Annotated in this window: 22 protein-coding genes; 7 read left to right on the plus strand and 15 right to left on the minus strand. The window is 70.8% G+C overall.

All coding sequences use genetic code 11. The annotated features are described in order from the left end of the window. The 7 genes from ACYVK3_RS19010 to ACYVK3_RS19040 form a co-directional block, all read right to left on the minus strand. A partial coding sequence (locus ACYVK3_RS19010; RefSeq protein ID WP_460498906.1) for an epoxide hydrolase family protein occupies nucleotides 1-1,063 on the minus strand: 1,063 nt, incomplete at its 3' end. An 86-nt stretch (nucleotides 1,064-1,149) separates the two neighbouring features. After that, nucleotides 1,150-2,079 carry a LysR family transcriptional regulator gene (locus ACYVK3_RS19015; RefSeq protein WP_460498907.1) on the minus strand — a complete coding sequence of 310 codons (930 nt, stop codon included), beginning with the start codon at nucleotides 2,077-2,079 and terminating at the stop codon, nucleotides 1,150-1,152. Nucleotides 2,080-2,564: 485 nt separating this feature from the next. Further along, nucleotides 2,565-3,197 (minus strand): ADP-ribosyltransferase family protein, encoded by a 633-nt coding sequence (locus ACYVK3_RS19020; RefSeq protein WP_460498908.1) that lies wholly within the window; start codon nucleotides 3,195-3,197, stop codon nucleotides 2,565-2,567. Continuing rightward, entirely contained in the window at nucleotides 3,190-3,678 is a 489-nt protein-coding gene (locus ACYVK3_RS19025; protein ID WP_460498957.1) for a WXG100-like domain-containing protein, read from the minus strand. The genes ACYVK3_RS19020 and ACYVK3_RS19025 overlap by 8 nt, the downstream gene beginning before the upstream one ends. A 123-nt stretch (nucleotides 3,679-3,801) precedes the next feature. Then, nucleotides 3,802-4,128, minus strand: coding sequence for a WXG100 family type VII secretion target (locus tag ACYVK3_RS19030; protein WP_460498909.1), 327 nt, complete (start codon nucleotides 4,126-4,128; stop codon nucleotides 3,802-3,804). 2 nt (nucleotides 4,129-4,130) lie between these two features. After that, nucleotides 4,131-4,529 carry a hypothetical protein gene (locus ACYVK3_RS19035; protein WP_460498910.1) on the minus strand — a complete coding sequence of 133 codons (399 nt, stop codon included), beginning with the start codon at nucleotides 4,527-4,529 and terminating at the stop codon, nucleotides 4,131-4,133. A 137-nt stretch (nucleotides 4,530-4,666) separates the two neighbouring features. After that, nucleotides 4,667-5,062 (minus strand): YbaB/EbfC family nucleoid-associated protein, encoded by a 396-nt coding sequence (locus tag ACYVK3_RS19040; protein WP_460498911.1) that lies wholly within the window; start codon nucleotides 5,060-5,062, stop codon nucleotides 4,667-4,669. 230 nt (nucleotides 5,063-5,292) lie between these two features. On the opposite strand from ACYVK3_RS19040, the gene ACYVK3_RS19045 reads away from it, so the two are divergent. After that, nucleotides 5,293-5,700 (plus strand): VOC family protein, encoded by a 408-nt coding sequence (locus ACYVK3_RS19045; protein WP_460498912.1) that lies wholly within the window; start codon nucleotides 5,293-5,295, stop codon nucleotides 5,698-5,700. 69 nt (nucleotides 5,701-5,769) lie between these two features. On the opposite strand, the gene ACYVK3_RS19050 is transcribed toward ACYVK3_RS19045, so the two are convergent. Beyond that, nucleotides 5,770-6,171 (minus strand): RidA family protein, encoded by a 402-nt coding sequence (locus tag ACYVK3_RS19050; RefSeq protein ID WP_460498958.1) that lies wholly within the window; start codon nucleotides 6,169-6,171, stop codon nucleotides 5,770-5,772. A 95-nt stretch (nucleotides 6,172-6,266) separates the two neighbouring features. Between ACYVK3_RS19050 and ACYVK3_RS19055 the strand changes: the two genes are divergently transcribed. Further along, the gene (locus tag ACYVK3_RS19055) at nucleotides 6,267-7,241 is read left to right on the plus strand and encodes a helix-turn-helix transcriptional regulator (RefSeq protein ID WP_460498913.1); all 975 of its coding nucleotides are present in this window, start codon (nucleotides 6,267-6,269) and stop codon (nucleotides 7,239-7,241) included. 104 nt (nucleotides 7,242-7,345) lie between these two features. Here the strand turns inward: ACYVK3_RS19055 and ACYVK3_RS19060 are convergent, their stop codons facing one another. After that, the gene (locus ACYVK3_RS19060; protein WP_460498914.1) at nucleotides 7,346-8,275 is read right to left on the minus strand and encodes a CPBP family intramembrane glutamic endopeptidase; all 930 of its coding nucleotides are present in this window, start codon (nucleotides 8,273-8,275) and stop codon (nucleotides 7,346-7,348) included. A gap of 139 nt (nucleotides 8,276-8,414) precedes the next feature. Here ACYVK3_RS19060 and ACYVK3_RS19065 point away from each other — a divergent pair, with 139 nt between their 5' ends. Beyond that, nucleotides 8,415-8,924 (plus strand): DinB family protein, encoded by a 510-nt coding sequence (locus tag ACYVK3_RS19065; protein WP_460498915.1) that lies wholly within the window; start codon nucleotides 8,415-8,417, stop codon nucleotides 8,922-8,924. A 15-nt stretch (nucleotides 8,925-8,939) separates the two neighbouring features. Here the strand turns inward: ACYVK3_RS19065 and ACYVK3_RS19070 are convergent, their stop codons facing one another. Genes ACYVK3_RS19070 through ACYVK3_RS19090 form a run of 5 tightly spaced genes read right to left on the minus strand, consistent with a single transcriptional unit; the run spans nucleotide 8,940 to nucleotide 13,508 of the window. Further along, the gene (locus ACYVK3_RS19070) at nucleotides 8,940-10,355 is read right to left on the minus strand and encodes a dihydrolipoyl dehydrogenase family protein (RefSeq protein ID WP_460498916.1); all 1,416 of its coding nucleotides are present in this window, start codon (nucleotides 10,353-10,355) and stop codon (nucleotides 8,940-8,942) included. A gap of 48 nt (nucleotides 10,356-10,403) precedes the next feature. Beyond that, nucleotides 10,404-11,306, minus strand: a complete 903-nt coding sequence (locus tag ACYVK3_RS19075) for an ABC transporter substrate-binding protein (RefSeq protein WP_460498917.1) — start codon at nucleotides 11,304-11,306, stop codon at nucleotides 10,404-10,406. After that, nucleotides 11,303-12,034: an ABC transporter permease gene (locus ACYVK3_RS19080; RefSeq protein WP_460498918.1), complete on the minus strand. Its 732-nt coding sequence runs from the start codon at nucleotides 12,032-12,034 to the stop codon at nucleotides 11,303-11,305. Before ACYVK3_RS19080 ends, ACYVK3_RS19075 begins: the two co-directional genes overlap by 4 nt. Then, nucleotides 12,031-12,699: an ABC transporter permease gene (locus ACYVK3_RS19085; RefSeq protein WP_460498919.1), complete on the minus strand. Its 669-nt coding sequence runs from the start codon at nucleotides 12,697-12,699 to the stop codon at nucleotides 12,031-12,033. The genes ACYVK3_RS19080 and ACYVK3_RS19085 overlap by 4 nt, the downstream gene beginning before the upstream one ends. Continuing rightward, complete coding sequence (locus tag ACYVK3_RS19090) at nucleotides 12,696-13,508, minus strand: ABC transporter ATP-binding protein (RefSeq protein ID WP_460498920.1); 813 nt, start codon at nucleotides 13,506-13,508, stop codon at nucleotides 12,696-12,698. Before ACYVK3_RS19090 ends, ACYVK3_RS19085 begins: the two co-directional genes overlap by 4 nt. A 279-nt stretch (nucleotides 13,509-13,787) precedes the next feature. Between ACYVK3_RS19090 and ACYVK3_RS19095 the strand changes: the two genes are divergently transcribed. From ACYVK3_RS19095 to ACYVK3_RS19110, 4 genes are all read left to right on the plus strand, one after another. Next, entirely contained in the window at nucleotides 13,788-14,624 is an 837-nt protein-coding gene (locus ACYVK3_RS19095; RefSeq protein ID WP_460498921.1) for a CPBP family intramembrane glutamic endopeptidase, read from the plus strand. Next, nucleotides 14,621-15,775 (plus strand): sensor histidine kinase, encoded by a 1,155-nt coding sequence (locus tag ACYVK3_RS19100; RefSeq protein ID WP_460498922.1) that lies wholly within the window; start codon nucleotides 14,621-14,623, stop codon nucleotides 15,773-15,775. The genes ACYVK3_RS19095 and ACYVK3_RS19100 overlap by 4 nt, the downstream gene beginning before the upstream one ends. Next, on the plus strand, nucleotides 15,772-16,431 hold the full coding sequence (locus ACYVK3_RS19105; protein WP_460498923.1) for a transcriptional regulator: 660 nt from the start codon (nucleotides 15,772-15,774) through the stop codon (nucleotides 16,429-16,431). The genes ACYVK3_RS19100 and ACYVK3_RS19105 overlap by 4 nt, the downstream gene beginning before the upstream one ends. 77 nt (nucleotides 16,432-16,508) lie before the next feature. Beyond that, complete coding sequence (locus ACYVK3_RS19110; RefSeq protein WP_460498924.1) at nucleotides 16,509-17,420, plus strand: hypothetical protein; 912 nt, start codon at nucleotides 16,509-16,511, stop codon at nucleotides 17,418-17,420. Here the strand turns inward: ACYVK3_RS19110 and ACYVK3_RS19115 are convergent. Beyond that, entirely contained in the window at nucleotides 17,408-18,151 is a 744-nt protein-coding gene (locus ACYVK3_RS19115) for a helix-turn-helix domain-containing protein (protein WP_460498925.1), read from the minus strand. The two genes, ACYVK3_RS19110 and ACYVK3_RS19115, sit on opposite strands and share 13 nt — an antisense overlap. Nucleotides 18,152-18,269 lie beyond the last annotated feature (118 nt).

The raw sequence follows: 18,269 nt of genomic DNA on the forward strand, positions 1-18,269 counted from the left end.
CGGCGGCCAGCTTCTCGGGTGCGACGTAGTGGAGGTAGTGGCTCTTGTCCTCGTAGACGTTCCAGGAGCGGACGTCGGCGTGGTCGCGCTCGGCGAAGCTGCGGACGCCGTGGAAGTCGCCCTTCGAACCGGCGAGCGCGAGCGGCACGGTCGTCTGGCCCGTCGGGGCCTCGGCCTTGTCGTTCTCGAAGTAGAGCCGGATCGAGGAGCCGGCGGTCCCGGTGAACCAGTAGATCGCGACATTGGCCAGGACGAAGTCGTCGTCGACGTCCTCGTCCATGAGCTGCGCGTTCCAGCCGAGCAGGCCGACCGGCGAATCCGCCAGAGCGTGCGCCAACGTCTGCGGCTGCTGGGCCTGCAGCAGGTTGAACGCGAATTTGTGCTGCATGAACCAGTTGAGGGTCTCAAGGGTGCGGTGGTCGTCCTCGGTGAGGTTCTCGAACTCGGCGGGGTCGCCGCTGGGGAAGGAGAACACCTGGGTGACGTGAACGCCCGCGACATGCTCCGGGTCGACCCGCCCCACCTCCGGCGAGATCATCGACCCGGCGTCGTTCCCGGCGGCGCCGTAGCGGGTGTAGCCGAGGCGGGCCATCAGCTCGGCCCAAGCGCGGGCGATGCGCGCGTTGTCCCAACCGGTCTCGGTGGTCGGGCCGGAGAAGCCGAATCCGGGGATCGAGGGGATCACGAGGTGGAAGCCGGCGGCGGTGAGCGGCTCGATGACGTTGAGGAACTCGACCACGGAGCCGGGCCAGCCGTGGGTGAGCAGGAGCGGGAAGGCGTCCTCGCGTTCGGAGCGGACGTGGAGGAAATGGATGTTCTGGCCGTCGATCTCGGTGGTGAACTGGGGATGGGCGTTGAGGCGGGCTTCCCAGGCGCGCCAGTCGAAGCCGTCGCGCCAGTATTCGACGAGGTGCTTGACGCGGTCGACGCTGACGCCGTAGGTCGTTTCGGCGCCGGGGATCTGGTCGGTGAACCGGGCCCGTGCGAGGCGCTCGTCCAGTTCTTTGAGTTCGGCCTCGGGGATGTCGACGGTGAATCGCTTGATGCTGTGCTCGTTGCTCATGACCCCTACACTTCCCTGCGCGAGAGCCCCGAACAAGATCGAATCGCAGCACGCTCGTGTCGTCTGGCAACACGATCGGCGCGAAGCTAGCCGACGTGCCAGCCGGCGCGGTGGCTGTGCTCGGCGGCGACATCGGCGAACGCCCGCACGAGCGGATGCCGGGACGAACTCGACCACACCGGGCGCACGGGCATCGCCGGCAGTCCGATGAGGGGCAGTACCACGACGCCGGGCCGGCGGTAGGAGTCGAGCAGTGAGGAGAAGGTCAGGTGCGCGAGCTGCTGATCGGCGACGAGCCGCAGCACGTCCTCGATGTACTCGGCGTTGACCCTGCGCAGCCGGAGCTCGCGCCCGCTGGGTGTGGTCTGCGGCGTCCACGCGGCGCCGTACCACTTCGGCAGCTGCGGGTAGACCACCTCGTACTCCGCCAGGTCCTCGACGTCGACCACCGCGCGGTCCGCCAGCGGATGATCGGCCCCGAGCATCACCGCGCGCGGGATGCGGTGCAGGACGGGACCGATCGCCAGGTCCGCCTCGGGCGAGTCCTCCACGGGCATCCACGTCACGAACACGTCGACCTGCCAGGCGGTGCGGTCGCCTTCGAGCCAGTGGAACAGGTCGGTGGTGGGGGCCGCGTACTGGACGACGCGCGCCGCCGGGTACGCCTCTTCGAAGGCCTCGACCAGCGCCGAGGGCACCTTCTCGGGGAGCGTGGTGGCGAAGCCGACGCGGACCACCTGCCCGGCCTGGTCGGCTGCGGACCGCACGTCGGCGAGGGCGCGCTCGATGCGCACGTAGGCGGCGCGCAGCTCGGCGAAGAGATGCTCGCCGGCGGGGGTGAGGCGCACACTGCGGCTGGTGCGCTCGAACAGCGGCGTGCCGACCCGGCGTTCGAGGGTGCGGATCAGGGAGCTGACTCGGGAGGTGGACAAGGTCAGGCGCTCGGCGGCGCGTCCGAAGTGCAGTTCCTCCGCGACAGTCAAGAACGCCTCGATCTCCCGCATCTCAAGGTTCATCCTGCGAGTATGCCCGCCCGCTGCCCCGCTGCGAATGGTGATCGATAGTGCGCATTCGTCCCGGAAACCGCAATGAGGCTTCGGGTGGGAGGCGGTCCGTATTCCTTCTGCCACTCGGGCTCGCCCTTGAGGAGCGTTGACGCCGGGTCGTGGTCAAGACTGTCGGCCTTCCCGGGCACGAGCGGCTGCGCAGCACGGGTGGCTCGCGGCCTGGGAGTGGCCCTGGACGCGGCGCGGAGGAACGTCTCGACGTGGCCCAGGACGTCGGTCCGAGCGGACTCGCGCTGGTCGTCCGACTTCGGAGGGATCGCGCGGATCGAGCTGCCCGCGAATCCGTGCCGGCCGACCAGGCGCAGGGCCGCGTCGCGCAGCGGCGTCTTCGTGTCGGCAGCGGAACGCGCCCAAGTCGCAAGGAGCCCTGTAGCCCGGTCCCGGCCTGCCCCCTGGATCGCCCCCGCGATGATCACCGCGCCCTTGCTCGCACTTCACGTCAACTCTTCCAAATCGAGGAACGTGGTGTCATCCTCCTTGCGCTTGTCTTTGATCCGGAAGAGTGTCCCTCGATCGAAGAGGACTTCGTTCTGATGGGAGAGGCTCGAGTTTCCGCTGATGTCGCGACCGCTCTTTCCGTCGATGGAGAATATGACGCCGTCGGTTCTCCTTCCGGAAAAACCGCCGGTGGCAATGGTCTTGAATCGGTTCGCGGCCGCTTCGCTCGTGGAAGTGCTCATGAAGGCGGGGTCCGAATACAGCCCGCCCTTGTCGTATTTGTCGAGCCATTCCCCCGCCGGAGCGCCACGCCAGGTCTTCCCTGGAGACGCGCGAAGGTTGTGCAGCGCCGCCGAGATCTCGGCCGCCTCCTTGTCGAACCGCTCCCTGTCCTCCTTGCTGTAGGAAGACTTGTTCGTCGTTCGCAGATACCGATTGAGCTCATCGCTGCCGTCCGTGTATCGCCGGATCGGATCGTGCTGGTCTCCTGCTCGGCCGCCGTCGCCCTCTTTGCCCTTCTCGCGCTTCTTGGGCGTCGGCGGCGACCAGGCGCCGTCGTCGAGGACTTTGTCGATGAGCTTGGCGCCGCCGTCGGGGGACCGATCCTTGCTGCTGCTTCTGCTAGCCATTGAGCACCCTGTCGATAGCCATGCCCATCATCTGGTCGATGATGAGCCCGGTGATGGTCTTGAAGATCGGGATCTGCACCAGCGAGGCGCCGAAGGTCACCGCCGCGAACGCGATCGCCTGTGCGATCTGGAACGCCAGGATCGCCAACTGCACGATCACCTGGATCTTCAGCGCCAGGACGATCCCGGCCATGACGGTCAGGCCGATGTTGAGCACGTTGGCCGGGTCGCCGGCCTTCATCAGGCTCGCGGGAGACGACTCCTCGGCCTCCCATTCGCGCTGGAAGGCGTCGATATGCGCGCCTTGGTTGTTCTCCAGGAGCGTTCGCGCCGCGGATTGGAGCGACTCGATCCTCCCGGCAAGCTGGTCGGCCATGCCGGTCCACTCCCCTGCGAGCTTGAACAGGGACTCCTCATCGGACTCGGGCCATTCGTAGCCCAGCATGCCCAGCAGGCCTATCAGTTCTGAAGGCAGTTGCATACCCACGAGCGCGCACTCCTTGCGGCGGATTCGATTGCGGTTTCGGAGCCGGCGGGCCGACCGGTGATGCGGTCGACGGTCCAGCGGGTGATCTGAGTGGCGGGCGGGCCGCCGTTGCCGAGTTCAGGCCTCGAGCTCGCCCTGAAGGGCGCTGAAGACTTGGGCGATCTCGTCGTCGGTCGCCTGGTGGTCGTCCGCCATGGCGCGCAGCGCCTCGGAGAGGCCCGTCAGGTCCTCGACGATGCCGGTGAAGCACTCTGTGACCGCTCCCACGCACGCACCGTGCGCGATGCCGCCCGCAGTGCCGATCGTGTCGCCGCCGAAGGCGTCCGCGTACTGCTCGACCGACGCGGTGAACTGGTCGAGGAGCGCCTGCACCTCGTCCTTTGCGCCGTCGAGTTCGTCCGCGGATTTCCGGATGGTCTCGGGGTCGACGTCGAATCCGGCCATGGTCACCGGCCTCCGTGGATCTTGGACATGAGGTCGCCGATCGCGGCGTGCATGTCCTTGAATTGCTGCAGCGAGGCGTCCTGGAGGCGGGCCACCCGCTCGTTCATCGCCGCCATGTCCGGGGCCGGGCCCTCGGCGGTCGTCAGCTCGGTCCGCTGGTCGAGCGCGTTGTTGACCGCCAGCGTGAGCTGCTCGACGAGTGCGTCAGGGCCGTCCTTGAGGGCGCTGAGGGTCATCTTGATCCGCTCGAAGCGCCCATCGGTCCCGAGCGTGACCTTGATGCGCCCTTCGGCCGCTTCGGTCTGTATCGGCTCCGATTGGCCGCCAGGGGAATCAGGTCTATGCGACAGGGTCTCACGCGTCCGCGCGAGCTGCTGCGCAATCTGGTCTTCTCCGAACATTCGAACCTCCAGCCCCCGGCCGGTACCGGGAAGAACCAAGCATTGACGGGCGGCACTGCTTGCCGCCGCGAACCGATGACGCGATCAGGTGCCGAACCAGTCGGGGCCGATCGCATGGCCCCGGCATCGCGTCTTCGCTATCCGGTCCTGTTGCGTTTCCCGACGACCTGGTCGATCGAGGCGCTCATCGCCTGGAGGCGACGCACCCCCGAGTCCTGAACCTCGGCCAAGGACTCGCCGATGGACTCCAGGTTCGGGACGCGCTCGTCCGTGCTGACCATCGCCGATCGCTGGTCGAGCGCGTCGTTCAGCGCCGTCAGGACGTGCTGCGCGATGTAGTCGGTGCCTTCCTTGAACGCCTTGGGATCCACTTTGATCGCCGAGACGCGGCCGTCGACCCCGAGGATCACGCCGATGTGCCCCTTCGCCGCCTCGGCCGTCACCGGCACAGCCTGCTCGGGCGAGGCGGTAGCCCTCGCCACAGCCGCCCGCGCCTCGGCCAACTGCTGCGCGAAATCGCCTTCTCCGGGCATCGGTTCCCCCTGGTATACGAAACCCAGTCATAGTAGCCCGGATTCGCGAACCGGAAGGAACACGCCGACCGCACCGCCCGCCCTCCTGCGGCCGGTACGGTTCGGGGAGCCGAAACCATGCGGGAGGTCGCACCGGTCGCGAGTTCGGAGGGTGCGGCGGAAATCGCATGGCCTCCCCGCCTCCTCCAGGGCGGTATCGGCCGCGCCCTGCACCGTGGCAAGATCGCCGGATGTTGAAACTCACCGATTTCATCATCGACTGCCCGGACCCGATGGAACTGGCGGCCTTCTACGCCGCGGTGACGGGCCGCGCGATCAAGGAGGGCAGCCACGACCATTGGGCCGGCATCCAGTTCGGCGAGATCGAGCTGGCCTTCCAGCGAGTGGAGGACTACCGTCCGCCGCGCTGGCCCAGCAGCGAACACCCCAAGCAGTACCACCTCGACTTCGAAGTGGACGAGATCGAGCCCGAACAGCGCCGCGTCATCGACCTCGGTGCGACGCTGCGGCAGGACTTCATCGGGCCCGAAGGCTACGGCTGGCGGGTCTACACCGACCCGATCGGGCATCCGTTCTGCCTGTGCCGCAACAAGGGAGTGGTGTGGCCCGGCGATGAGCCGGTGTGGCCTGCCAAGTGATGTCATGGGCGCCTCGCAGGCGAGCCGTGTGCGCCCGCCTGCGAGGCGCCCCTTCGTCAGTGCGGCGGGTCAGGGCCGGACGGCTACGGCCTCGACCTCGAACAGCACGTCGGGCGCCGCCAGGCTCGCGACACCGATGAGCGTCTGCGTGGGCGGCTGCTTGCCCCAGCCCTCATGCACAGCCCCGGCGATCGGTCCGAGCTTGCTGACGTCATGGTCCACCACATAGGTCCTGAGCTGGACGACGTGGCCGAGGTCGAGCCCATGTGCGGCAAGGGCGACGCCGATGTTGCGGAACGTCTGCTGCACCTGCTCGGAGAAGTCGGCCGAGACGACCGCGCCATCCGGGCCCGATCCGTACTGACCGGCGATGAGCACCAGTTCCGAGCCCGCCGGCACGGTGACGGTGTGGCTGTAGCCGAACGGGGCCGGGTCGTGCAGTTCATCTGGGTTCACAATGGCGTGTGCTATGTGGATCACCTCTCGTAGGCGGTGGGTCGCTGTCATAGGCCAGCCTCCCAGCAATACACGACATCCCCTGTCATGTATTCCTGTAAAGTTTTCGCATGCGTGCCGACCGCTTGGTCTCCCTGGTGCTGCTGCTGCGACAGCGCGGTCGGCTGTCCGCGACCGCGCTCGCCCGCGAACTGGAGGTGTCCACCCGCACCGTGCTGCGCGACATCGAGGCGCTGTCCGCAGCCGGCGTCCCGGTCTACGCCGAACGCGGCCGGCACGGCGGGTTCGCGCTGCTGCCCGGTTTCCAGACCGAGCTCACCGGACTGAACCACGAGGAGGCCCTTGCCCTCTTGGTCGCCGGATCACGGCGCGGCGCGCAGGCGTTCGGCCTCGGCTCGGCGCTCGCTTCGGCCATGCTCAAGGTGGTCGACGCACTGCCCGAAAGCCATCGGGACACCGCGGCCGACGTGGCCGAGCGGCTGCTCATCGAGCCCGAGACCGACCTGCTCTCGCGTCGGCAGCTCGCCGAGGAGTTGCCCGACACCGTATTGGCCGAGGTGCGGCGCGCGGTCTTCGCCGGGCACAAGCTGCGCATCCGTTACGCGGCCGTGGACCAGGCCCCGATATGGCGCACGGTCGACCCGATCGGTCTGGTCACCGTGCGGGACCGAGGCTATCTGCTGGCCACGCGGTCCGGCGCGGACCGCACCTACCGGCTGTCCCGGATCTCGGCCGCCGAGGAGCTCGCCGAGCCCGCGCAGCGGCCGGACCGGGTCGATCTGGACCAGGCGTGGCAGGAGCGCGGCACCCGGTTCCGGGCCGGCGGCGACCAGGTCACCGTGTCGGTTCGACTCGACCCGACGCGGCGCGAGGAGCTGGTGGGCACCGCGCTGGCCGTCCTCGCCGAAGCAAGCGACGCCGACGGTCGGCTGCGGATGGAACTGACCTTCCAGGATTCGCGGCACGCCGAATGGGCGCTCTGGCAGCTCGCCACGGACGCCGAGGCGCTGGCCCCGCAGTGGTTGCGCACCGCCCTGCGCGACCGCGCCGCCGCGCTCGCCGCCCGCTACGAAGCGTCGTCCTGAGCGTCGCCCTCCGAGGGCGAGCCCGCTGCTCGAACAGGCGGAACATCGTGCCCTGAGGTGGTCCCCATAGTCCAGACCGATTGCACGGAACGTGTTCGCGTGCGCTAGCCGGCTATCGCCATGCCGACGTCCACACCGAGTTCGGGCGCGCAATGCAGCAGGAACGCCGGCCATATGCTGCCGGTCCGCGCCCAGATCCAGGCCAGTGCCAGCCCCATGATCCCGGCGAAGACCCCGCCGGCGATGTTGAGGCTCCACTCGCCGGTGTCCAGGTCGACGAGGATCGCGTGGCCGAGCCCGAAGACGACCGCGGTGATCACCAGGCCCCACCCGACCTCGGCGCCGAACAGCGTTCTCGGCGTGCCGAAGACCCGGTCGAGCACCGCGAGCATCGCGCCGCGCCAGATGAGCTCCTCGGTGAGGTTCGGGATGGTGGCGTTGAAGGCGATCCGCTCGAGGTCCACCGCCGAGCTCGACGCCGGGTCGAGCGCCACGGCCAGCGCCGTCAGGCCGATGTACAGCGCGAAGACCGCGCCGATCGTGATCATCGCCGGCGCCATCGATCCGCGGCGGATCCTCCACCGCAGGCCCGCTTCCTCACGCGCCCAGCGGTGCAGGATCGCGAACAGGATCGCCACCCACAACAGGTCGAGCACCTTGCCCTGCCAGTGTCGTTCGAAGACGTCGAAGAACGGCAGCGGCCACATCCGGGAGGCGACCGCGGTGAGGAGGATGAAGTACGCGACGACCGCGACCGCGATCCAGGTCGCCGGGGCTGTCGCGAGAACGCGGGCGCGCTCGGCCCCCGCACGCAGTCCGGTCACGGCCAGGACTCCGGCTACCGTCACGACCAGCCCGGCGATGAGCGCGCCGCCCCACAGCGCGCCGGTCCCGACGGTGCTCAGCGCTTCGCTCGTCGCGCCGGGAGCGATCAGCACGTGGAGGGCGAGCACGGCCGCGAACGGCAGCACCACGGGAAGGACCCATCGGGCCGTCTCGGTCGGGCGTTCGCCTGCGAGCGTGGGGGAAGCCATGGGCGTCGATCCTAGGCCCCCGAGCGAGCCAGAACGTTCGGCGGCCGAGGCGACGGACCGATGCGAGGATGGTCTCCTGTCCGGTGGAGCGCCGGGGTGGACCGACCATCCTCGGCGGCCAGTACAGAGGGGAGTTTCCATGGAGGTCAGCGAAGTCTTCGCGGACGCGTTCGGGCGGGTGCGCGAGGAGGTCCACGCGGTATTGGACGGCCTGTCGCAGGAGGAGTTGGACACGCGGCCGGGGCCGCAGGCGAATCCGATCGGGTGGCTCGTGTGGCACGTCGCGCGGGTCCAGGACGATCATGTCGCGGGTGTCGCCGGGCGGGAGCAGACCTGGACCGCGGAGGGGTGGCACGAGCGGTTCGCGCTGCCGCTCGCGCCCGAGGACATCGGGTACGGGCACACCGGTGAGCAGGTGGCACAGGTGAGCGGGATCAACGTCTCCGAGCTTCGCGCCTACTACGACGCGGTTCATGACGCCACGCTCGCTTACGTCGAGTCCCTCTCGGCCGCCGATCTCGACCGGGTCGTGGACACCGCCTGGGACCCGCCGGTGACGCTCGGCGTGCGGCTGGTGAGCGTCGTCAACGACAACCAGCAGCACACCGGCCAGGCGGCGTACGTGCGCGGCCTGATCGAATCGATCTGAGTCCTCCGGGCCGCCTCAACGGGACGGGCGCCCGTACTCCTCCAGCAGACGCAGCCAGATCTCGCTGATGCTCGGGAAGGCCGGCACCGCGTGCCAGAGGCGGTCGATCGGGACCTCGCCGACGATCGCCGTGGTCGCCGTCTGCACCAGTTCGGCGACTTCGGGGCCGACGAAGGTCGCTCCGATCATCACGCCGCGCTCCTCGTCGACGATCATGCGCGCGGCCCCTTGAACGTCGTCCCGGGACAGGCTCGCGCCGGCGACGCCGGCGAGGTCGTAATCCACGACGCGGATCGTCGTTCCGTTCTCGCGCGCCTCGTCGGCGGTGGGGCCGACGGCCGCGATCTCGGGGTCGGTGAACACGACCTGCGGCACCGCGGTGTGGTCGGCGGTCGCCACGTGCGCGCCCCACGGCGCCTGGTCGACCGCGCGCCCCGCGGCGCGGGCGGCGATCACGTCGCCGGCCGCACGCGCCTGGTACTTCCCCTGGTGGGTCAGGAGTGCCCGGCCGTTGACGTCGCCCACGGCATAGAGCCAGTCGGAGCCGGTGACGAGCAGGGTGTCGTCGGTCTCGAGCCGCGAGCCGGGCTCGAGCCCGGCGTGCTCCAGGCCGACATCGGCGGTCGCGGGGGAGCGCCCGGCCGCCACGAGCAGTTCGGCGGCGACCACGTCGCCGCGATCGGTCGCTACGCGGACCCCCTCGCTCGTGCGCTCGACGCGCCGCGTCCGCGTATCGGTCATGATCTCGACGCCTCGGGACCGCAGCGACTCGGCGACGCGCTCGGCCGCGAAGTCCTCGAAGCCGCCGAGCAGTCCGCTCCTGGCGATGACGGTCACCTCGGCGCCGAACGCCGCGTACACGGTCGCCATCTCGACCGCGACGACGCCGCCGCCGATGACGGCGAGGCTTTCGGGCACCGATGTCGCGCTCGTCGCCTCTCGGCTGGTCCACGGGCGGGACTCGCGCAGGCCGGGGATGTCGGGGAGGTTCGCGACCGAGCCGGTCGCGACCGCGACCGCGTGCCGGGCGCGCACGACCGTGGTGGTCCCGTCGTCCGCCGTCACGGTGACCACGCGTTCGCCGCTGAGGCGCCCGTGTCCGCGGATCAGTTCGATGCCGGCGCCTTCGAGCCAGCTCACCTGGCCCGCGTCCGACCAGTCGCTCGCGAACGAGTCGCGTCGGCGCAGGACCGCGGCGACGTCGAGTTCGCCGGTCACGGCCTCGGCCGCGCCGGGCACCGCCTTCGCGGCGCGGAGCACCTGCGGGGATCGCAGCAGCGCCTTCGACGGTATGCACGCCCAGTACGAGCATTCGCCGCCGACCAGTTCGCGTTCGACGATCACCGTCTTCAGGCCGCCGCGGGCGGCCCGGTCGGCGACGTTCTCGCCCACCGGTCCCGCGCCGATCACGACCAGGTCTACCTCGTTCATGTGCCCATGCCCCTTCCTGATGCCGCGCGGGCCGTCCCGCGCGAAGCGTTACCGCGCATTGTCGGCGAGCCAGTCCTCGGCGATGACCGAGGCCGGCAGCTCCTCGTCGACGCTGCGCACGTTCAATGCGACGAGGTCGGCGGTGTCCATGGTCGCGCTGATGTCGTCGATGATGGCCGCCGCCTCGCCGTCGACGTTGTCGCTCGCGAGCGGCACTACGTTGGAGGCCAGGAAGAGGCCCTCGGGGTCCTCGAGCGACACCAGGCCGCCTTCGGCGATCGCGGGCGAGGCGGTGTAGATGACGGCCAGTTGGATGTCCCCGTCTTCGAGGGCCTTCACGGTGAGCGGCCCGCCGCCGTCCTCGATCGGCGTGAAACCGATCTCGACGCCGTAGGTCTCCTTCATGCCCTCGGGGCCGAAGGTGCGGGTCTCGGCCTCGGAGTTCGCTCCGAGCGTCAAGGGGACGGTGACGTTCGCGAGATCGCCGATCTCGGTCAGGTCCCATTCGGCGGCGAACTCCTCGGTGACCGTGTAGGAGTCCTGGTCGTTCGCGGGCGACTGGTCGAGCACCCGCAGCCCGTCGGGCACGGTGTCCGCCAGTTCGGCGTACACGTCCTCGGACCGGTTCGCCTCGGTGTCGGGGTTCCAGTACTGGAGCAGTGGCCCGGTGTACTCGGGGAACAGGTCGATGGCGCCGTCCTCGATCTCCGGCAGGTACGCCTCGCGCTGCCCGATGCGGAACTGGCGGTCCACGGTGTACCCGGCCTCTTCGAGGGCCTGGGCGTAGATCTCGGCGATGATCTCGTTGGAGTAGTAGTCCTGGGAGCCGATGACGATCGTCTCGCCGTCGCCGCCGTCCGATCCGGATTCGAACGGGTCGTCGCCGGAGCAGGCGGTGAGCGCGGCGGTCCCCGCGAATGCGAGGGTCGCCGCGAATACGCGTCGTTTCATGAGGTCGGGCCTTTCTGAGCGGACTGGGTGTCGGTCGTTTCGGATGCGGGGGGCCCCGCCGAGCGGGCGGGGTCGGCGAGTCGGGTCGCGGCGGCACGCTGCGCGGCGGCGAAGGCGAGCTCCAGCAGCAGGGCGAGGGCCGCGACCAGCAGGGCCCCGGCCAGCATCTGCGGGTAGTCCCGCGACTTCAGGCCCGCGAACAGGTAGCGGCCCAGGCCGAAGTCGGCGATGTAGGCGGCCAGCGTCGCGGTCGCCGCCACCTGGAGGGTCGCCGCGCGGATCCCGCCGATGACCACCGGTGAGGCGAGCGGCAGCTCCACGCGCAGGTCCACCTGGTGCGGGCGCAGGCCGACGGCCTTGGCCGCCGAGACGGTGGCGGCGTCGACGGACTGAACGCCCGCGTAGGCGCCGGCCAGCACTGACGGGATCGCCAGGACGACCAGCGCCGCCACCGACGCCTGCAGCCCGATGCCGTAAGCCAGCCCGAAGAGGGTGAGCAGGCCCAGTGTCGGGATCGCGCGCGCCGCGCCGGTGAGGGCCCCGATCAGGCCCGCCCCTCGCCGCGTATGTCCGATGAGGACTCCGATGGGCAGCGCGATCGCCACGGCGGCCCCGACCGATCCGGCGGTGATCGCCAGGTGCTGCAAGGTCCGGGTCGGGATGCCGTCGGCGCCCTGCCAGTTCGCGGCGTCGCCGAGCCACGCGCCGGCGTCCATGAGCAGGCTCATCGCGCACCACCGAAGACCCACAGGCGCGGCCGGGGCATGCGCGTCCACGGCGTCAGGGCCCGCCCGGCCGCCAGCACCAGTCCGTCGAGCACCAGCGCCACGACGATCGTCGCGACCACGCCGACCGCCACCTCCTCGGTGATGCCGCGCTGGAATCCGTCGGTGAGCAGCGATCCGAGGCCGGGCACGCCGATGAGCGCGCCGATCGTCACGAGGCTGACCGTGCTGACGGCGACCACGCGCGCTCCCGACAGCAGCACCGGGATCGCCAGCGGCAGGTCGACGCGCCAGAACACGCTGCGGGGCGAGTGGCCGACGGCGAGCGCGGCCGAGCGCACCGCCGCGTCCACCGACGCGAAGGCGTCGGCGGCGGTCCGCACCAGCAGCGCCGTCCCGTACACCGTGAGCGCCGTGATCACCGTCGCCGAGGACCGCAGCGGGAAGCCGAAGATCGCCGGGACGATGATGAGCAGCGGGAGCGCCGGGACCGCGTACATCAGGCTCGCCGCGCCGAGCACCAGTCCGCCGATCCGGGGCCGCCGGGCCGCGAGGCGTCCGATGGGGACGGCGACGACCACGCTCAAGAGGATCGCCGGGATGCTCAGCAGCAGGTGGTCCTTCGTCAGTTCGAGTACGTACGGCCAGCTATGTGCCAACCAGGTCATGAGCGCAGCACCCCGACGGGCCGGCCCGTGCCGTCCACGGCGACGTCGCGGCCGTCGACCCGCTCGACGGTGAGCCGGCGATCGGCCAGGTCGGCGCCGATGAAGTCGCGCACGAAGTCGTCGGCGGGGGAGGCCAGGATCTCCGCGGGCGCGCCGCGCTGGGCGACCACGCCGCCTCGACGCAGCACGACGACCTCGTCGCCGAGCCGCAATGCCTCCTCCACATCGTGCGTCACGAACACGATCGTCTTGCCCAGCTCCGCCTGGAGCCGCGAGAGCTCCTCCTGGAGTTCGCGGCGCACGATCGGGTCGACCGCGCCGAAGGGCTCGTCCATGAGCAGGATGTTCGGCTCGGCCGCGAGTGCGCGGGCGACGCCGACGCGCTGCTGCTGACCGCCGGAGAGCTGCGAGGGGTACCGCGACCCGAGCGAGGGGTCGAGGCCGACGCGTTCGAGCAGCTCCCTCGCCTGGGCGCGGGCGCGCCTGCGAGGGGTCTTGTTGAGGATCGGGACGGTGGCGATGTTGTCCAGCACGGTCCGGTGCGGCAGCAGTCCGCCGTGTTGGAGGACGTAGCCGATGGACCGGCGCAGTGCCACCTGGTCGCGGCCGGCGACGTCCTCGCCGTCGATCGTGACGCGTCCGCCGGTGGGCTCCACCATGCGGTTCACCATTTGCAGCAGCGTCGTCTTGCCCGAACCCGAGGAGCCGACCAGCACCACGGTGCGATGGGAGGGCACCACGAGCGAGAACTCCGCGACCGCGACGGTGCCGCCCGGGTAGGTCTTCGAAACCGATTCGAACTCGATCATGTTCGCTCCCGCGCACCCTCCGGACTGCTCCGACCGAGAACTCTACCTTCCGAAAGCCTCGAGAAACGAATCGATACTTCCTCGCCCTGGCCGCGAGCCGGCCCTGACGGCCTCCTCGTCCGCGCCGCGCACCACCGCACTGGCGGGGCCTCGCGGTGCTCGTCCCCCATGCGAGCCACGTCCAAGTGCCCACTTCATGGTGACGACTCCTCACGGTTTGGTCCGTAGCGTCCTAGTCAGCCGCGGCGCCCCCGCCGCGGACCCGACTAAGGAGTCCTCATGAGAGTGGTTTGGCAACTCGTGGCCGTCACGGCGATCACGGTCATCGGCGGCCTGGCGGTCGCCGCCGTCCAGGACGACCCGTGGCTCACGCTGGTCCTCGGCGCCCTGACCGCCGTGATCGCGGTGCCCGTCTACGGATGGGTCGTGCGACGCACCGAGCGCCGCCCGTCCACAGAGGTCGCCCTGGAGGGCGCCGGGGTCGGACTCGGGCTCGGAACGGCGGCCGGTGTCGCGCTGTTCAGCCTCGTCATCGTGAACATCGCCTTCCTCGGCTATTACGACGTGGAGGGTCTCGGCACGCCTACGGGCGCGCTCGGCTTGATCGGTTTCATGGCCGCCGCTTCCGTGACCGAGGAGCTCCTGTTCCGCGGCGTGCTGCTCCGGATCATCGAAGAACGCACCGGCACCTGGATCTCGCTCGCGCTCACCAGCGCGCTGTTCGGCCTGATCCACCTGGTCAACCCGAACGCCAGCCTGTGGGGCGCCATCGCCATCGCGATGACCGCCGGCCTCATGCTCGGCGCCGCGTACATCGCCACCCGCAAGCTGTGGGTCCCGATCGGCCTGCACTTCGGATGGAACTTCGCCGCCTCCGGGCTGTTCAGCACCGAGGTCTCCGGCAACGGCACCCCGCAAGGGCTGCTGGACGCCGCGACGTCCGGCCCGACGCTCATCAGCGGCGGCGAGTTCGGACCCGAGGGCAGCCTGTACACGGTGCTGTTCTGCGGCCTGACGGGGATCGGATTCCTCTGGCTGGCGAAGCGACGCGGCCACCTGGTACCCCGCCGCCGGCGGAACGCGAAAACCGAACCCGCCGCTACACTTCCCCAGTGATGGATCTTCGGCGGATCCCGGAGCGGTGGCGTCGTCTCGACGTCACCGTCCGGGACCTCCCGCTCGGGCTGCTGCTCGCCGCCGCGTCCTTCCTGCCGGTGCTCCACGGCCACGAGACGCAGCTCGGCGACCTGCCCGCGCGCCCGTTCGACGCGTCGGCCTTCGTGGCGCTCACCCTCCTGTGCCTTCCGCTCGCCGTGCGCCGCCGGTGGCCGGCCGTCTGCCTCGCCCTGGTGTCGCTCGGCTTCGTCATCGCGTCGCTCGGCCCCTACCACATGGTCGCGGGCACCGCGCTGCCCATCGCGCTGCTGAGCGCGGGCGCCCATCTGGAGCGGTACCGGCGGGCGGCCGTGGTGACCCTCTCCGCGGTCTATGCCCTGCTGGCGCTCGCGATCACCGGACTCGGCTCGGACGAGGGCCCGGCCGGATTCGCGACGTTCTATGTGCTGCTGGCCGTCGCGTGGGCCGCCGGGGCCTGGCTGCGCTCCACCCGGGCGGCCGAGGCCGAGCGCCGCCGACACGTCGCCGAGGCCACCCGCACCGCCGAACGCACCCGCATCGCCCGCGAGCTCCACGACGTCGTCACCCACCACGTGACGGCGATGATCGTGCAGACCGAGGCGGCGCGGTACCTGACCGGCTCGCCGGAGCGCCTCGACCAGGCCCTCACCGCCGTCAGCGACACCGGTCGACGGGCCACCACCGACCTGCGGCACCTGCTCGACCTGCTCAACCCCGACCACGGCGCCGAAGCCAGGACGCCCGCGGTCGGCAGGCTGCTCACGCTCGTGGAGCAGACCCGCCGTGCGGGGCAGCCGGTGGAGTTCAGCGAGGAGGGCACGCCGGCGGCGTCGACCGGCAGCGCCGAACTCGTGGCCTACCGGGTCGTGCAGGAGGCCCTGACGAACGCCCTCAAATACGCCCACGGCAGCCGTACCTCGGTGCGCGCGCGGCACGGCGAAAGGGAGATCACCGTGGAGATCAGCACAGCCGATTCGAGCGCGCGGGCGCCGGTCCCCGGCGGGAGCGGGCGCGGCCTCGCCGGTCTGCGCGAACGGGTCGACGTCCTCGGCGGCGACTTCAGCGCCGATCCCCAGGCGGGCGGCGGCTTCGTCGTGCGGGCCCGCATCCCCGTGGGGGCCGCGTCGTGACCGCGCCGGTCCGGGTCCTGGTCTGCGACGACCAGATGCTGGTCCGCACCGGCCTGGTGACGATCATCGACGCCCAGCCTGACCTCGAGGTGGCGGGCGAGTGCGGCGACGGGCGGGCCGCCGTCGACCTCGCCGAGCGGCTGCGCCCGGACGTCGTGGTGATGGACGTGCGCATGCCGGTGCTCGACGGGATCGAGGCCACCCGGAAGCTGGCCGGCGCCGCGGTGCCGAACCCGGTCAAGGTGCTGGTGGTGACCACGTTCAACCTGGACGAGTACGTCTACGAGGCCCTGCGCGCCGGGGCGAGCGGCTTCCTGCTCAAGGACGCGCCGCCGGCCCAACTGCTCAACGGGATACGGACCGTCGCGACCGGCACGGCGCTGCTGGACCCCGTGGTGACGCGCCGGCTCGTCGGCAAGTACGCCGCCCGGATCCGGCCCGCCGACGGCGCCCCGGACGACATCCCACTGACGCCGCGCGAGCTGGAGGTCCTGCGCCTCATCGCGGACGGCCGCTCCAACAGCGAGATCGCCGCGGCCCTGGTGATCAGCCCGGAGACCGTCAAGACCTTCGTGTCGCGCATCCTCGCCAAGCTCGGCCTTCGCGACCGCGTCCAGGCGGTCGTCTACGCCTACCGCCAAGGTCTGGTGACCTGACGCGGGACGGCGGCTCGCTCGCAACGATGTCCGTTCCGTTCAAGCCGAGGGCGACGGCCCGGCAATAGCGTCGAGCCATGCCGCGAATCACCGACACCATGATCGAACGGTCCGCCGAGTTCATCTGGCTGACCGGCAGCGCCCTCGACCAGCACCGGATGGCGCTGTTCGCCGGCGGCGGGAGCCCGGAGGCGGCGCGCACCGCCCTCGACGCCCACCGCACCGCCGACGGCGGCTTCGCCTTCGCGCTGGAGCCCGACGTCAAGGGCCCCGAGCCGCAGCCGCTCTCGGCCATGTCCGCTCTCGAGATCCTCGATGAGATCGGCGCGCTCGACCAGCGGAGCGCCGGGCCGATCTGCGACTGGCTCATGCGCCGCACGGCCGCCGACGGCGGCGTCCCCGACCTGCTGCCGACGGTCGGTCCGTACCCGCGCCCGCCCTGGGTCGCGGTGCCCCCGCAGGACCGGGGCGGGCTGCTGACCACCGCCCGCGTCACGGGCCTGCTGCTCAAACACCGCATCGACCACCCGTGGGTCGAGGACGCGACGGGGTTCTGCCGGACGGCGATCGGCGAACTGCGGGCCACGCACCCGTACGAGGTCTTCAGCATCACCGTCTTTCTCGACCACGACCCCGACCGGGCGTCGGCGCTCGCCGCCGCGAAGCGAGTGGGCGAACTCGTCCGAGACGCCGACCTCGTCCTGCTGGACCCGGCGAATCCGGACGGCATCCCCGCCCCGCCCGGCTACGCCGAGGACGAGTACCACTTCGCCTGCGACTTCGCCCGTTCGCCCCGGAGCCTCGCGGCCGACTGGTTCACCGAGGCCGAGTTGCGCGTCGCCCTCGACCACCTCGCCTCCCAGCAGCGCGAGGACGGCGGCTGGCCGATCCACTACCGGCGCTGGAACCCGGCGATCGAGCAGCAGGCGCGGCCCGGATTCACGCTGGCGGCGCTGCAGACGTTGCGGGCCTGGGATCAGGCCGCCTGAGCCGCGAGCTCGCGCGGCGTCGCACCCGACCAGCGCCGCACCTGCCGGCTCAGGTGCGCCTGGTCGGCGTAGCCCTGCTCGGCGGCGACGCGGCTCCAGTCGGCCCCCGGAGACCAGGCCGCCACGGTCCTGCGGAACCGCAGGATCTGCTCCAGCGTCTTCGGTCCGTACCCGACCGCGGCCCTGACCCGGCGCCGGAGCTGGCGGTCCGAGAAGCCGAGTTCCCACGCCATGCGGGTGAGGGCCGCAGGCCGCGGGCGGTCGAGCGCGCGGGCTACGGCGACCGCGACCGGATCGGGGCCGTGTTGCTCGATTCGCGCGCTCAGCGCACCGGCCAGGCACTCGGCGATGTGCCACGGATCGGACTGTTCGGCGACCTGGTCCGCGAGGCGACGGGCGTCGCCGCCCCAGAGCGGCTCCACGTCGAGTCGGGTGTCGAGCACCGCCGTCGCGGGCGTCCCGCCGAGCAGCAGCCGCGCGGCGCCGGGACGCATCCGTACGCCCGCGATGCGCTCGCCCGGCTCCAGCGCGACGTGACGATGCGCGGAATCGGGTCCCGCGACCTCGAGGCGCCCGCGCATCCAGAGCAGGTCGACGCAAGCGTCCGGCACGACGCGGGTCTCGGCCACCGGCCCCTCGGAGTCGGGGGCGCGGCGAACCCACACGCAAGGCGACCAGGCACGCAGGGCGCCATCGGCCTGGCGCTCTTCATACGTCGATCGGCTCGCCACCCCTCCAAGCTAGCGCCGGAGTACGACGGGCCGGTGCGGAACGCCGGCGGCGCGGTCGGCCCGATGGCGCGGGGCCGGCTTCCCGTGGTGGGAAGCCGGCCCCGCTGATCTGGAAGCC

It is taken from the genome of Glycomyces tarimensis, assembly GCF_054776215.1.

Coding starts and splice junctions, on each gene's coding strand:
- ACYVK3_RS19015 (WP_460498907.1), bottom strand. CDS start 2,079: ATGAACCTTGAGATGCGGGAGATCGAGGCGTTCTTGACTGTCGCGGAG.
- ACYVK3_RS19020 (WP_460498908.1), bottom strand. CDS start 3,197: ATGGCTAGCAGAAGCAGCAGCAAGGATCGGTCCCCCGACGGCGGCGCC.
- ACYVK3_RS19025 (WP_460498957.1), bottom strand. CDS start 3,678: ATGCAACTGCCTTCAGAACTGATAGGCCTGCTGGGCATGCTGGGCTAC.
- ACYVK3_RS19030 (WP_460498909.1), bottom strand. CDS start 4,128: ATGGCCGGATTCGACGTCGACCCCGAGACCATCCGGAAATCCGCGGAC.
- ACYVK3_RS19035 (WP_460498910.1), bottom strand. CDS start 4,529: ATGTTCGGAGAAGACCAGATTGCGCAGCAGCTCGCGCGGACGCGTGAG.
- ACYVK3_RS19040 (WP_460498911.1), bottom strand. CDS start 5,062: ATGCCCGGAGAAGGCGATTTCGCGCAGCAGTTGGCCGAGGCGCGGGCG.
- ACYVK3_RS19045 (WP_460498912.1), top strand. CDS start 5,293: ATGTTGAAACTCACCGATTTCATCATCGACTGCCCGGACCCGATGGAA.
- ACYVK3_RS19055 (WP_460498913.1), top strand. CDS start 6,267: ATGCGTGCCGACCGCTTGGTCTCCCTGGTGCTGCTGCTGCGACAGCGC.
- ACYVK3_RS19060 (WP_460498914.1), bottom strand. CDS start 8,275: ATGGCTTCCCCCACGCTCGCAGGCGAACGCCCGACCGAGACGGCCCGA.
- ACYVK3_RS19065 (WP_460498915.1), top strand. CDS start 8,415: ATGGAGGTCAGCGAAGTCTTCGCGGACGCGTTCGGGCGGGTGCGCGAG.
- ACYVK3_RS19070 (WP_460498916.1), bottom strand. CDS start 10,355: ATGAACGAGGTAGACCTGGTCGTGATCGGCGCGGGACCGGTGGGCGAG.
- ACYVK3_RS19075 (WP_460498917.1), bottom strand. CDS start 11,306: ATGAAACGACGCGTATTCGCGGCGACCCTCGCATTCGCGGGGACCGCC.
- ACYVK3_RS19080 (WP_460498918.1), bottom strand. CDS start 12,034: ATGAGCCTGCTCATGGACGCCGGCGCGTGGCTCGGCGACGCCGCGAAC.
- ACYVK3_RS19085 (WP_460498919.1), bottom strand. CDS start 12,699: ATGACCTGGTTGGCACATAGCTGGCCGTACGTACTCGAACTGACGAAG.
- ACYVK3_RS19090 (WP_460498920.1), bottom strand. CDS start 13,508: ATGATCGAGTTCGAATCGGTTTCGAAGACCTACCCGGGCGGCACCGTC.
- ACYVK3_RS19095 (WP_460498921.1), top strand. CDS start 13,788: ATGAGAGTGGTTTGGCAACTCGTGGCCGTCACGGCGATCACGGTCATC.
- ACYVK3_RS19110 (WP_460498924.1), top strand. CDS start 16,509: ATGCCGCGAATCACCGACACCATGATCGAACGGTCCGCCGAGTTCATC.